Source organism: Microcoleus sp. MON2_D5 (assembly GCF_036701905.1).
Taxonomy (GTDB): Bacteria; Cyanobacteriota; Cyanobacteriia; order Cyanobacteriales; family Microcoleaceae; genus Microcoleus.
The window spans coordinates 55064-69561 of sequence record NZ_JAUBRM010000020.1; the positions used below are offsets into that span (position 1 = coordinate 55064).

Genomic DNA, 14498 nt, shown 5'->3' on the forward strand with positions numbered 1-14498 from the left:
AAAAACAGCTATCCGTGTATCCGTGACTTCCGTGTCGTGCTGTTACTTTAAACTCTTGACTTCTGCCTCTTGAGTTTTAACGTGATGGTTGTCATTGTGTAATAGCAATTCATCGTCCCAGGTCGATGTTGAGGCGGAAAAACCATTATTTGTAGCATTGTTTCCAGAATCCGCTGCTATTGCTGGCAATTTGCGCCGATTTCCCCACAACACGCCGGCTGTGAAAGTCAGGGATGCGATCGCAACTCCTCCCCCTATTCCCGCCCACCATAAAGACACGGGTAAATTATTAAAATTAACCTCTGTTAGCTTGGGAGAAGTCTCTTTTTTTGCCTCGTCTTTTGAGGGCTTGCTGTCGCCCCGCAAAGATTGTGCGTAAAGTTGAGGTGCTCGCTGCGTTACTATCAAATCTCCCTCGAATAAACCCCTCTTCACTTCAACTAAATCTCCGGCAGTTTGACCGAGTTCAATTTCAACCGCTTGATAAGCATTGCCATTTTGGAGATAAACGGTTTTTTTACCGCTAACATCCACTACCGCCGCAGTCGGAATTGCTAAAATATTTGTTGCAGTTTTGTCGGTTAAAATCTCCAACTCCGCAAACAGTCCGGGCTTTAATTCGCCGTTAATATTATCTAGTTCTGCTTTCACCGGCACAACCCGCGTTTCTCCTTCTACGGATGACCCAATCAAGGCGATTTTTCCATTGAAAGTGTGATCGGGTAAATTAGCGACTTTTACCCTGACTTCCTGACCCTGTTTTACTTGATTCAGGTCTTTTTCGTAAATATTGGCTGTGGCAAAAACGCGGCTGTCATTTAAGAGACTCATCAACGGTTTTTCAGCGTTTACTGACTCTCCTGGGGTGATTTCGCGATCGGCTACCGTCCCGGAAATCGGAGCAACTACGGTAACGAGTCCTCGATCGTTGGCAGCAGTTCCTAATTGTTGCAGCCGCGCTTGATAGGCTGCGTCAGCCAAGCGAATGCGCGACTGAGCGACTTCGACGGCAGTTTGGCCGCGTTTGAGTTGGTTCTCGGCTTCTAGGACTTCCCGGCGGCTCTGAGCTCTGGTAAGTTGAGCTTTTGCTTCTGCTACTCTGCCTTGAGATTCCCGCAATTCCCGCATTGGGAGGTCTACTTCGGCTTGTTTAATTTCGGTTTCGGCTTTGATAACTTCAGGACGGCTTTTTGCCTTAGCAACAGCGGCTTGTGCTTCGGCGAAGTGGGCTTGCGATTCCAGCATTGTGCGCCGCGCGATCGCCCCTGATGCCACTAATTCTTTGTCGCGAGCGAACTGTTCTTTAGCAACAGTTAATTCTGTTTCTGCCCGCGCTATTTCGGCTTGCGCTATTTCAACTTGACGCTGATAGTTTTCTTTAGCGGCTTGCACAACTGAACGCTTGTTTACCAAGTCTTGCTCTTGCTGATACTGCTTGGTTGCTGCTGTCAGTTGAGTTTTGGCTTGGGCGATTTCTGCTGCGGATATTTGAAGTTGGCGATCGTAATTTTCTCGTGCTAGTTTTAGATCCGCTTCCGCTTGCTGCAAATCTGCCTCAGCTTCGGCACGTTTCGAGAGAGATTCAACCCGCAATTGTCCTAATTCTGAACTCGATAAAACCGCAAGGGCTTGACCTTTTGACACTTTGTCCCCAGGCTTAACCAGCAACTCTACTACTTTCCCAGCAACAGGAGCCGTCACTTCAACTTTTTGGTTGGGCAAAGTTTCAATTTGTCCTGTGGTTTTGATGCCGATATCTAGTCGCTGGCGAGCTGCAGGGGAGACTTTAATTCCTAATCGTTTTGCTGTTTCGGCATCAACAGAAATAGCAGCAGGAGTTTGAGTTGTTTCGCCGCTTTGGTGAAATTCATCTCCGTGGCCAGCGTGGGCAAAAACAGCGGCGTGAGAAGTTAGGAACGCGAGGCTCAGGAGTAAGCCAGAAAAGCGGCAGAGCTTTATTGGGGAGGCGAAATAGTGGCAAGAGTGCATGATTGAGTAGGGGCGAATCTGAACTCACCGATCAGTTTGGCAGACAAATATGAAATCAGGATGAAATAGGTTAAATCAACATCGTTTATCTAGGGCGAGTTCACCAAGATATTTAATATCACAACCTTGATATTCATAAACCCGCCACGAGGCGGAATATATCACCCGATATGATGTTATAAACTACCCCGAAAAACCGCAGATTGAAACGGGTTTACCAACAGGGCGGGGCGGGTTTATCTTTTTTACTTACGATTTATATTTGAGTGAACCCGGCCCTACAGATATTAGGCTAAATTCCCGCGCCGACTTTCTACTGTTTATACCAAGCTTGCCGCCACTGTTTCATTTGCTCAATTTCTTGCTTTTGCGAACTCAGAATCTCTTGAGATAATTTTGTCATTTCTGACCGTTTCGATTTCTTCAAAGCATCTTCAGCCATCACTACAGCTCCCTCGTGGTGAGGAATCATCGCATTGATAAATCGCAAGTCAAATTGGTCGTCAGCCGCCCCTAAATCCATGCTCATCATCATGCTTTGCATTTGTTCGGGAGTCATTGCCATCATGTGACCCATTGGAGCGTGATAAGCCATCGGGGTACTGCTAGCTTTGGGATACCAAGCTTTTCGCCACTCTTTCATTTGATTGATTTCGCGGTTCTGAGCAGCAATAATGTTATTTGCTAGTTTTTTCATTTCAGGACGTTTGGATTTATTGAGTACCTCTTTAGCCATGTTTACAGCACCTTGATGGTGTACTGTCATGCCATCAATAAATCGCACATCGTAGTCCGCATCAGCCGGGCCTAAATCCATTGACATATTGTGATTCATGCCATGATTCATGCCATGATTCATGCCACCCATGCCGCCGCCTTGTGCCACGTCTTGCTTCTTGTTTGCTTCGGTTGCAGCCGTAACATTTGGGGCTTGAGTTTCGCTGGAAGGGGCTTTTGAACAAGCTGCAAGCACTCCGCTGGTTAAAGCGGCTGCGGCGGTCAATATCAGGGCTGCAAAGCCTGTTTTTAATGAAATTGGTTTCATAGATTTTTATATGCTGAAAACTGCCATTTATCTTCAGCTTTCCACATATAAATGAAATTAGGATGAAATTTATGAGTCGCAATTGTAAATAATTATTGCTGTGCCGCCGATCGCACTCAAATTTAAGATTTACAGGACTGACTTGAACCTAATTATGTAGGGTGCACAGTGCGTACCTTACCCCTAGGGGTAGCGTGTCAAACCAGTTTTTTCATAATTCCTGATTTATTTCGCAATTCCCCTTGACTCTCCAGTTTACTGGAGACTTTACAATGGAGTTAATTCATTGATTGAGCAGAGTAGTTTCTGCTGAGGTTCAAATTATGACTTTAAAGCTAAAAGTTCCTAAGATGGCTTGTTCTGCTTGTGCGACTACAATCACAAAAGCAGTCCAAGCCATTGACTCAGCCTCAACGGTTGAGGCGGATCTCAAGACAAAAGTGCTCACGATTCAAACCGCTAAGTCGGAAAGTGAAGTTAGGAAAGCGATCGCATCGGCGGGCTATCCAACTATTTAAAGACAAAGGGTAAATGTCTCATTGAGGATGGCATATATGGACAATCTCACACTTAAATTGCGGGGCATGAGTTGTGCTTCTTGTGCTTCCTCTATCGAGCAAGCAATTCAATCTGTTCCCGGCGTAATGGAGTGTCATGTCAATTTTGGGATGGAACAAGCAAGCATCCAATACGACTCCAAGCAAACCAACTTAGAAACAATTCAATCGGCGGTTGATGATGCGGGATACCAAGCTTTGCCACTTCAAGAAATGGCGGCTGTAGAGGATGATTCCGAACAAGCCGATCGCAAATCGGAATCTCAAAACTTGCAGCGGAAACTCTGGACAGCAGGTATCATAAGCATCCTGCTGGTTGTGGGCGCTATTCCAGCGATGACCGGCTTGCACCTGCCATTTATTCCCGCATGGCTGCACAATTTTTGGCTGCAATTAGTGCTGACATCCCCCGTACAATTTTGGTGCGGCAAATCGTTTTATGTAGGAGCTTGGAAATCCCTAAAACGGCGGGTGGCGACAATGGACACCTTGATTGCCTTGGGAACGAGTGCTGCTTACTTTTATTCTGTATTTGTGACCTTTTTTCCCGGTTTCTTGACTGCCCAAGGTTTGACTCCTAGCGTTTACTACGAAGTTGCCGCCAGCGTTGTCGCCTTAATTTTGTTGGGGAAAACCCTAGAAAATCGGGCGAAGGGAGAGACTTCCGAAGCGATTCGCAAACTCATGGGTTTGCAAGCAAAAACTGCTCGGATAATTCGCAACGGGGAAGAGTTGGAAGTGCCGATCGCCCAAGTGGAAATTGGCGATGTCGTGCAGGTGCGGCCGGGAGAGCAAATCCCCGTAGATGGAGAGGTAATGGAGGGTGCTTCGACGGTAGACGAAGCAATGGTTACGGGAGAAAGTTTGCCTGTCAAAAAGCAGCTTGGCGACGAAGTTATCGGAGCCACAATTAATAAAACTGGCAGTTTCAAGTTTCGGGCGACAAGAGTTGGCAAAAATACATTTTTAGCTCAAATTGTCAAGATGGTGCAGGACGCACAGGGTTCAAAAGCACCGATTCAAAAGTTAGCCGACCAAGTGACTGCTTGGTTTGTCCCCGCAGTAATTGCCGTCGCTTTAGCTACTTTTATTATATGGTTTAACGCGACTGGAAACATCACTTTTGCAACGGTAACAATGGTGGAAGTGCTGATTATTGCCTGTCCGTGCGCTTTGGGTTTGGCGACTCCGACTGCTGTGATGGTGGGAACTGGTAAAGGTGCAGAAAATGGAATTTTAATTAAAGGAGCCGAGAGTTTAGAATTGGCTCACAAAATCCAAATTATCGTGTTAGATAAAACAGGAACTCTCACCGAAGGCAAGCCGACTGTAACTGATTTTGTGACAATTAGGGGAACGGCGAACAGCAATGAGTTAAAGTTGCTGCAATTGGCTGCGTCTGTAGAGCGAAATTCGGAGCATCCTTTGGGGGAAGCTGTTGTGAGGTACGCTCAATCTCAAGAGGTGAATTTGACGGATGTTAAGGATTTTGAGGCGATCGCGGGAAGTGGTGTTCGAGGGGTTGTAGGCGGAAAGTCGATCGCCCTGGGAACGCTGAGGTGGATGCAGGAACTAGGCTGCGATACTGAATATCTGGAACTGCGCGGGAGAGCTTTGGAAGCTGCGAGCAAAACGGTTGTTTGGATGGCCTCCGAGGGCAAAATAGAGGCAATTCTTGGCATTGCGGATGCCCTCAAACCGTCGTCAGCGCAGGCGGTGAAAGCGCTTCAAAAGCTCGGTTTGGAGGTGGCGATGCTGACGGGGGATAATCGCGCGACTGCAGAGTCGATCGCCCAATCCGTGGGCATTACTCGGGTTTTTGCCGAAGTTAGACCCGACCAAAAAGCAGCTCAAATTCAAGCCCTGCAAAGGGAAGGAAACATTGTGGCGATGGTGGGAGACGGGATTAACGACGCGCCGGCTTTGGCCTTAGCAGACGTGGGAATTGCGATCGGCACCGGCACCGATGTGGCGATCGCAGCCAGCGACATTACCTTAATTTCAGGAGATTTGCAAGGCATAGTTACAGCAATTAAACTTTCCCGCGCCACCATGCGGAACATCCGCGAAAATCTGTTTTTTGCGTTTATTTATAACATCGCTGGAATACCGATTGCGGCTGGCATTTTGTTCCCCATTTTTGGCTGGCTGCTAAATCCAATTATCGCCGGTGCAGCAATGACTTTCAGTTCAGTCTCTGTAGTTAGTAATGCTTTGCGATTGCGGAATTTTCAAGCCAAATCTAGTGGCTAAATTAGGAGTTTCCCCAAACCTCCTGGTAGGCAAGGCGCACAATTCCGCGATTTATTAACGCACATCTCTTGCATAAACTAGGAGAAATTTAAAAAATGTTGAATCAACGCCAAATCTTAGGAAGCCTCGGCAGTTTAGGAATTATGCTCGGAATTGCATCGGGAGTTCGAGCCAATCAAATATCAATCCATCCTGCCAAATCAACCGCTCAATTTCGGCATATCGAACAGCCGTTAAGTTTAAAAATTGGCGTAACAGCAGGCGGATTGACATTAATTGGTTTAGAACTGTGGTGGTTTTTGTTCAGTAAAAAGCAAGCTAAAACCAGGTAAACTTTGCCGGCGCGGTTTTTTCCAGCGAGATATCGCTAAAATTGAGGAAGCTTAAAAAATTTGGAGTGAGCTAAATGAAACTACTACACACGATGCTCCGAGTCGGCAATCTGGAAGAATCCCTCAAATTTTACACCGAGGTTCTGGGCATGAAATTGCTGCGGCAAAAGGACTATCCAGACGGTAAATTTACTCTGGCTTTTGTCGGTTACGGCGACGAATCAGACACTACAGTTTTGGAGTTAACATACAACTGGGGCGTCACAGAGTACAATTTGGGAGATGCTTACGGTCATATTGCGATCGGCGTTGACGACATTTACGGTACTTGCGAAGAAATTAAAGCTCGCGGCGGTAAAGTCAGTCGCGAACCCGGCCCGATGAAGCACGGTTCAACAGTCATCGCTTTTGTGCAAGACCCAGATGGATATAAAGTTGAATTAATTCAACTGGCAAATCAAGGTAGCAATGCCCAGAAAGTAAGTGCGGCGAGCGCATCTTAGAGTTCGTCCTCCTAGTCCTGGTAGGGTGCGTCAGAAACAAACTTTTTGAGTTAAGCTGAAACTCTTTCTGTGACGCACCCTACTGAGGGGATTTAGGGGTTTTCAACACTTTTAATTCGATCGCACCGACGGTACAAACTGCTGCAAGTAACTCTTTTGCCACAAAATAGAAAAACTGGTGCCTATTTGGCTTAAGCTCTCAAATTGAGGAATTAATTTAGATTCTCGGCGCTTTTCTAAAGCAGCGATCGCCGAAAAAAATACAGCTAATACTAACAAAAATACCACCATCACAATAAATAAAATAGTCCAATAAACTACAAATTCGCTTGTGTAGCTGACGGTAAACATTGAGTTAATCACTGAATCCGATACATACAAGAGCAGGCCTACTGAAAACCACACCCCCAACAATACCCATGTCCACTTAAACATATCTGTGGCCGTCTTATTATTCTTAGAGACTGAAACTTCTACATCTCTAATTAGGCTGTTAATTTTGGATATGACTTCATACAAAGTATATTGCAAAGAATCTCTGATAGAATTTAGCTCGTTGTCGAGGTTTATGCACTGCTCGGAGGTGCTTTTGTCAAAACTGAGGTTTTGGAGTTTCTTGCGGTGCACAGACAGTTTATGGCCTAGGGTGTAATCCCATTTTTGCAGCCGCTCTATAGTCAAATACAAAAGTTCCCTATTAGCATCTAACAAGCTCTGGCAATCTACGATCGACTTAACTAACTTGCTGAGATTGTTGATCTGCTCGTCTACCGTATTTTGGTCTTCACTCTGTTTAGCTGACAAGAAACTTGCCATCTCGACATCCCGATCGCCGCACAGCGACAAAGCCTCACTATACACCTTGTCAATTTCGATTTTATCTCGATACAGTGACGCTTTGCACTCCTCTATTTCGGGAATAGTCAGACATTCTAAGGGCTGATTTTTTACTACATTAAATTTATATACTAGGGCTGTCAGAATCAGCGCCGATTTCCGGTCAAGCTTGTCTTTGTAAGGTTCTAAAATAATTGCAGCTAGATTTTTGACTCTCGCTTCCGGGTGGTGCAGGAACTCAAAAATTTTGGCAAGTATTTTGGAGAATTCCAAGTCATTAAAATTATTTTCTGCCGCTTCCAAAAAGTTGGTTACTGCTGCATCCTTTTTGGGATTCAATTTGTACGAACCCGTAACTGCGATCGCCGCAAATACTCTCTCGATCCAAAACAGATATTCTTCGCAATCCATTGGCATACCCGGCAGCAGCCAGCTCGGGCCGTACACCCAAAAATCTAGACAATTCTCATATTCCTTACTGCTATCATTTCTACTGTCGCCCAAAGCAAATTTGTTGATTGCTAACAGTTTAATTTGCTCTTCTACAACCAGCCGCTCAATTTCCCCTGCATTGATTGTGACATTGACAGCACATTCCTTGTCTTGTCTTTGCCCTGCTTCATCCAACCAAATGGACTTAATACTAACAGCCGCAGACCACCGAATTAAAGGAGTCGATCCCCCTCGCGCTTCCTGTTCTAACGCCGCCAGCAGATTTTTGCTAAAATCACTTGCTCTAGCTTCTCTCTCACTCGATCTCAGCTCATCTCGCACCTTCCCCAATGCCTGAATCCCCAAAGCGCGAAACAGCAAATTCGGATGCGGTTTTCTGACGGGTTCGGGTATATTTTCTCTGAATATTCCGCTTTTCGCTACGCCCACAACTTCAGCAAAAGGCTCGCTGCCGCACTGTTGCAGGATTTTTTCAACTATGTTTATTCTTTGCCAGGGTTGAGTATATTTATTGAGAATGAAGATTAGCGCTGTGCCGCTGCACCCGATCGACTCAGGGATGCTACTGCGATCGACTTTCCCCAGATTCCTCGTCATAATTGGTCGCCATGACAATTGGTAGATATGGACGCCATTCTTTGATGCTGAATTCAACTTTACATCTACTGGGGCTTTTTGTCAATATTAGTCCTGGACGCCTAGGGAGTTATAAACCCGGTTTCACGGGTAAATTGCTCCTAACTAAAGCCCCTATTTTTCTTATAAACCGGCTTGAGCAAGGCAAATGTGCGTCCCGAACTAAATATATAATTTTGCAGTGATCGGTGAAATGTCAAAATTTTAGGTTGGGTCACGACACCCAACCTACTATATTTATTTTTTTGCCGGAAGTTTTAAGATTTTGTCGCTCACCATTTGGTCAACGATTAAGTCGCTGATAATTTGAGCCCCGTGGGAGGTAAAGTGCAAGCCGTCATTATTTTTTACATAACCTCGCTTACCCGATTTATTAGCAACTACAGGAACAAATTTTCCGGCTTGTCCAAAAGTCTCCCAGGTCGAAATATATTCAATTTTTGATGAAGATTGGCTGGCATTTTTATAAATATCGTTCATAATAGGAAAAGCTTTGATATACGAAGATTTGTTAGGTATGGATTGACCTATCCAATACACTTTTCTCACCGATGACGAATCAAGTAAATTGGCATATTTTTCAACTCTTTCTTGATAAGCTTTTTGCCATTGTTTGCTCATGACGACCCAGGCTTTTCCTTGAAAATCAGTGATGTTTTGACGGTCATTGGCTCCAAAGAAAACTATCACTACATCCGGCTGGTAATTATTAATAATTTGGCGAGTTCTGGCATACCAATCATAATAATCTATCCGATTTAATCCGGTCGAGACCTTGTAGTCAATTTTCGTATCGGCGATATTGTATTTTTTCTTAAGAGTGTACTGGAGTTGAATTCCTAAGTCGAACATTACGGAATCTCCAATAAATAAAAATCTGCGATAAGGTCTGGTCAGTTTAGGTTTAGCTGGGGTTTGTTTTTTAGCAGTAGCAGGCTTTGGGGGTTCAACGGCCGCTTTGGTTTCGGTTTTGACAGGAGGAATTTCTGGTTCTTGGGGGAGGGTATCGAAGTTAATATCTTTAATTTGGCTCCAAAAAGCTTGTTCGGATTTTCGGAAACCGTCTATTTCGAGCAGGCGCGCGGCTTCTTTGATTTCTGGACTGGCGAAAGGAGTTGAAGCAAAGCTTTTTAGAAATAATGATAAGTTGGAAAATATTAAAGTGAGAATGACAGAAGTAACAATTAGCAAAAATTCCCGGTCTTTCATATTTCTTAGAAATTAAAGTAAATAAAAGGCGGAACGGTACTAGGCCCCAACATCAAGATAGTATACACGAGCAGCGAAACTAAGACAACCCGAAAGAAAATGTTTTTTAATGACAATAAGGTTTGCAATAGTTTCGCGATGCGATCGCCCCACAAGTTGATCGCGCCAATGACTGCAATTACTAAATACAATTGCCAAAAGTTAAATTGAAAAGTGGCTACCGCAGGATTGACAATTCCTTCAAAAAAACTCGCCGCAATTTCCCAGTTTGGAGTGCCGAAAAATACCCAGCTACAAGTAACAAAACTAAATGTTAACAACCAACTGCAAAATTTAGCAAATCTGGGAAAGGCATAGTCTAATTTAAAGTGGATAGCTTGGGGGATATCTTTACATAAATGGTTGACAATTAATCCTAAACCGTGAATTGCTCCCCAGAAAATAAAGTTTAAACCTGCGCCGTGCCAAAATCCGCCGATCGCCATTGTTAAAAATAGATTTAGGTACTTTCTCGACTTGCCGTATTTGTTGCCGCCCAAGGAAAAGTAAAGGTAATCCCTCAGCCACTCGGAAAGACTGATGTGCCACCTTTTCCAAAATTCTTGCAGGCTGAGCGATCGGTATGGCATATTAAAGTTGGCAATGGGTTGGAAACCCAGCAAACAGGAGATGCCGTTGGCTAAATCTGAATAGCCGCTGAAATCTACGTAAATTAAACAGGAATAGGAAATTGCCGCCAGGATTAAATCGATGCTGCTGTACTGCTGGGGGACTTTGAATGGCAAGTCAGTGAAGTTAAACAAAAAGCTGGCTAAAGTATATTTTTTGAAGAGTCCCGACAAAATCAAAACTATAACTTCTTCAATTTGATAGTCGTATTTTTTCGGTGAATTTAGCTGCCAATAAAATTCGGGAGCTCGCGAGATTGGCCCGGAGGCAATTTGCGGAAAGTAGGTAATGTAGGCGGCATAGTCTATAAATTTTGGACAGGGTATTTTTTGCTGGTAGCAGTCGATCAAATGAGAAATTATTCTAAAAGTGTAGAAAGACACGCCGACGGGGGCGATTATTTGCAACACTGGAAAGCTGGCTGGAATTTGTAGGTGGTTCAGTATCTCAAATAAAGAAGTTACAAAGAAGTTGCAATATTTAAAGATGCCGAGATAGGCAATGTTGAAAACTAAGCCGGAGATTAAAGCAAGTTTTTTATACTTACTGTTGCACAGAACCCGAAGAGTGATATAGTTATAGGCTGTAGAGAAAACGAGGAGCAAGAGAAAGTCGAAACTCCAAAAGGAATAAAATAATAAACTGGAAACTAACAAGACAATTTTATACAAATCGACTTGGGGTTTCACAGAGACGATCAGGCTAAAAATAATTAGGAAAAATACTAAAAATTGGTAAGTGGGAAATAGCATAAATCTCAGCCGGTAAAAAATCTTGTTTGTGGCAATATTTTTATAAGTACGGCCAGCCAACCTATCCCGAAGGATATCGCCAGAGTCGGTCTGACCGCACCAAATTTCGGGGTGGATTGCGGACTGTAAGCTTTTGTAAGAGGTCAATTAGGTCACAACTTCCCCCCTAGTTAACCGCACTCATAAATTCACAATCCTGTTTAAAGATTATGATGGTTGTGAGACGATGTATTAACGGATAACAACAGGAATCCCCTTGATTGCGAGGAACTAACGTGCAGCCAACAGACCCTAGCAAATTTACAGATCAAGCCTGGGAAGCCATTGTCAAATCCCAGGATGTAGCCCGCCGCTTTGCCAATCAGCAGCTAGAGGTTGAACATTTAGCCATCGCCCTTCTCGAACAGCAAGGTCAGGCCAACAGCATTCTCAGCAAAGCTGGAGTCGATGCCGCCCGCTTTGCCCAGCAGTTAGATGCTTTTGCCAAACGACAGCCCAGAGTTGCCAACGCTGACCAACTATACCTCGGCCGCGGCTTAGAAGTGATGTTAGATGTTGCCGAGGCCACCAGGGCGGCTTGGCAAGATAATTTTATCGCCGTTGAACATTTATTAATTGGTTTAGTAGAAGACGAACGAGTCGGTCGCAGGTTGCTGACAAAAGGCGACGGCCCGCCGGGCCGCCCCGGTTACGATCGCAAACCCCCAGCCGGTACGCTCGATCGACCAAAACTCGAAGAAGCAATCAAATCAGTCCGCGCCACTACTAAAGCCCAAGAAAAAAATTCCGAAACTGGGAAAGCCAGCCGCAGCAGCGCTAAAGCCCAAGAGCAAGATGGCGAAGCTAGCTCCGACGCCCTCAGCAAGTACGGCCGCGATTTGACAGAAGCCGCCAAAGCCGGCAAACTCGACCCAGTAATCGGCCGCGATGAGGAAATCCGCCGCGTGGTACAAGTTCTTTCCCGCCGTCAAAAAAACAATCCGGTGTTAATTGGCGATCCCGGAGTTGGAAAAACTGCGATCGCCGAAGGTTTAGCCCAGCGAATTGTCAACGGCGACGTACCGGAATCTTTGAAAAATCGCCAGCTATTTAGCCTCGACATGGGCAGTTTAATTGCTGGGGCCAAATTCCGGGGCGAATTTGAAGAACGATTGCGGTCTGTTCTGCGGGAAGTCATCGATTCCGACGGGCAAATTGTCCTATTTATTGACGAATTGCACACCGTTGTCGGTACTGGCGGCGGTGGCAGTTCCGGTTCGGGGATGGATGCGGGAAACTTGTTAAAACCGATGTTAGCCAGAGGCGAACTGCGCTGCATCGGCGCTACAACTCTCGACGAATTCCGCAAGAATATTGAAAAAGATCCTGCACTAGAACGCCGATTTCAACAAGTATTTGTTGGCGAACCCAGCGTTGAAGATACTGTTTCGATTTTGCGCGGATTGAAAGACCGTTACGAACGCCACCACGGGGTAAAAATTACTGATTCGGCCCTGGTAGCTGCTGCAACTCTGTCTTTCCGCTATATTTCCGATCGCTTTTTGCCGGACAAGGCGATCGACCTCGTAGATGAAGCGGCCGCCCACTTGAAAATGGAGATTACCTCTAAACCTGTGGAATTGGAAGGCATTGACCGCCGGGTGATGCAGTTGGAAATGGAAAAATTGTCGATCGAAGGGGAAGGAAAAGGTGCTCTAGCCCCTGGGCTCGGCTTCCGCGTCGAACGCATCACATCTGAGATTGACATCTTAAAAGTCAAGCAGGAAAAATTGTCCTCTCAGTGGTTGGGCGAAAAGCAGTTGTTGGATGCAATCAATAAATTGAAAGCAGAAGAAGACCAACTGCGAGTGCAAATTGAACAAGCAGAAAGGGCTTACGATTTGAATAAAGCCGCACAGTTAAAGTACGGCAAGTTGGAAACGGCGGTGCGCGATCGCGAAGCGAAAGAAGCGGAACTTTTGAAACAGCAAGCTCAAGGTTCTTCCCTGCTGCGCGAAAAAGTTACTGAGGGCGATATTGCGGAAATTGTCGCCAAATGGACGGGCATTCCGGTTAACCGGTTGTTAGAATCCGAACGCCAAAAATTGCTGCAATTGGAAAAACACTTGCACCAAAAAGTTATCGGTCAAGAGGAAGCTGTAACAGCCGTGGCGGCGGCAATTCGGCGCGCTCGGGCGGGCATGAAAGACCCCGGAAGGCCGATCGGCTCTTTCTTGTTTATGGGCCCGACAGGCGTCGGAAAAACTGAGTTAGCGCGGGCGTTGGCGGAGTTTTTGTTTGACAGCGATGATGCGATCGTCCGCATCGATATGTCGGAATACATGGAGAAGCACAGCGTTTCCCGGTTGGTAGGAGCTCCTCCGGGATATGTCGGTTACGATGAAGGGGGACAACTTTCGGAAGCAGTGCGGAGACATCCTTATTCGGTAGTGCTGTTTGACGAAGTGGAAAAAGCGCACCCCGACGTATTTAACATTTTGCTGCAAGTGTTGGATGACGGCAGAATTACCGATTCTCAAGGTCGAGTGGTTGACTTTAGAAATACCGTAATTGTGATGACTAGCAATATCGGCAGCGACCACATTTTAGACGTGTTTACTAAGAAGGAAAAAACCGTCAAAAAACCTGCTACTCGCAAGCAGGAAACGAAAGATTTGTCAAGCCAAAAGACCGATTATAAAGTGGCTGCCGACGGTACTGTTGAGGTGTCGGCCGAGCGAGTCGATACTGCCGAGAAGAGTGAAAATCAAAATTTATTGACTCAAGAACGGGAGACAGACCAAGAGTACGAACAGATGTTAAAACGGGTGATGACAGCGCTGCGATCGCACTTCCGGCCCGAATTTCTCAATCGGGTGGACGAGATAATTTTGTTCCACACTTTGAGCAAGACGGAACTGCGGCAAATAGTCAGCATTCAAGTGAAGCGGATCGAGCGTTTGTTGGCCGAGCAAAAAATTACTTTGGAACTGTCAGATGCGGCGAAAAACCATATCACAGATGTCGGTTACGACCCGGTTTACGGCGCTCGTCCCTTGAAACGCGCCATCCAGCGGGAGCTGGAAAACCCGCTGGCAAACAAGATTCTGGAAAATGCGTTTGTGGAGGGCGATACAATTGCGATCGACTGTGAAAATAACACTTTGCAATTTCGCAAAAAAGATTCTCGCCCAGCGCTGACAGGTAACAGTTTGTAGTTGCCAAACAGCTAGGAACAGGCAAGATGCCTGTTCCACAAACAATCAATTTTTCTTGGGGAGCAG

The 14498-nt window shown here is 45.5% G+C and carries 10 protein-coding genes; 5 read left to right on the forward strand and 5 right to left on the reverse strand.

Translation table 11 applies throughout. The annotated features are described in order from the left end of the window. Nucleotides 1–42: 42 nt before the first annotated feature. Nucleotides 43–1989: an efflux RND transporter periplasmic adaptor subunit gene (locus QUA47_RS09730; protein WP_333430605.1), complete on the reverse strand. Its 1947-nt coding sequence runs from the start codon at nucleotides 1987–1989 to the stop codon at nucleotides 43–45. A gap of 313 nt (nucleotides 1990–2302) precedes the next feature. Then, a complete protein-coding gene (locus QUA47_RS09735) occupies nucleotides 2303–3034 on the reverse strand; it encodes a DUF305 domain-containing protein (RefSeq protein ID WP_333430606.1) in 732 nt (243 codons plus the stop codon). Nucleotides 3035–3357: 323 nt separating this feature from the next. Here QUA47_RS09735 and QUA47_RS09740 point away from each other — a divergent pair, with 323 nt between their 5' ends. From QUA47_RS09740 to gloA, 4 genes are all read left to right on the forward strand, one after another. Next, nucleotides 3358–3552: a heavy-metal-associated domain-containing protein gene (locus tag QUA47_RS09740; protein WP_333430607.1), complete on the forward strand. Its 195-nt coding sequence runs from the start codon at nucleotides 3358–3360 to the stop codon at nucleotides 3550–3552. Between the two features lie 36 nt (nucleotides 3553–3588). Further along, complete coding sequence (locus tag QUA47_RS09745) at nucleotides 3589–5844, forward strand: heavy metal translocating P-type ATPase (RefSeq protein ID WP_333430608.1); 2256 nt, start codon at nucleotides 3589–3591, stop codon at nucleotides 5842–5844. 95 nt (nucleotides 5845–5939) lie between these two features. Then, nucleotides 5940–6176 (forward strand): hypothetical protein, encoded by a 237-nt coding sequence (locus QUA47_RS09750; RefSeq protein WP_333430609.1) that lies wholly within the window; start codon nucleotides 5940–5942, stop codon nucleotides 6174–6176. 74 nt (nucleotides 6177–6250) lie between these two features. Then, nucleotides 6251–6679 (forward strand): lactoylglutathione lyase, encoded by a 429-nt coding sequence (gene gloA, locus QUA47_RS09755; RefSeq protein ID WP_006634328.1) that lies wholly within the window; start codon nucleotides 6251–6253, stop codon nucleotides 6677–6679. Between the two features lie 111 nt (nucleotides 6680–6790). On the opposite strand, the gene QUA47_RS09760 is transcribed toward gloA, so the two are convergent. From QUA47_RS09760 to QUA47_RS09770, 3 genes are all read right to left on the reverse strand, one after another. After that, complete coding sequence (locus tag QUA47_RS09760) at nucleotides 6791–8566, reverse strand: hypothetical protein (RefSeq protein ID WP_333430610.1); 1776 nt, start codon at nucleotides 8564–8566, stop codon at nucleotides 6791–6793. Nucleotides 8567–8842: 276 nt separating this feature from the next. Further along, nucleotides 8843–9814: a DUF459 domain-containing protein gene (locus QUA47_RS09765; RefSeq protein ID WP_333430611.1), complete on the reverse strand. Its 972-nt coding sequence runs from the start codon at nucleotides 9812–9814 to the stop codon at nucleotides 8843–8845. 5 nt (nucleotides 9815–9819) lie between these two features. Beyond that, nucleotides 9820–10893, reverse strand: a complete 1074-nt coding sequence (locus QUA47_RS09770; protein WP_333430612.1) for an MBOAT family O-acyltransferase — start codon at nucleotides 10891–10893, stop codon at nucleotides 9820–9822. Nucleotides 10894–11510: 617 nt separating this feature from the next. Between QUA47_RS09770 and QUA47_RS09775 the strand changes: the two genes are divergently transcribed. Next, nucleotides 11511–14432, forward strand: coding sequence for an AAA family ATPase (locus tag QUA47_RS09775; protein WP_333430613.1), 2922 nt, complete (start codon nucleotides 11511–11513; stop codon nucleotides 14430–14432). Nucleotides 14433–14498: the final 66 nt, after the last annotated feature.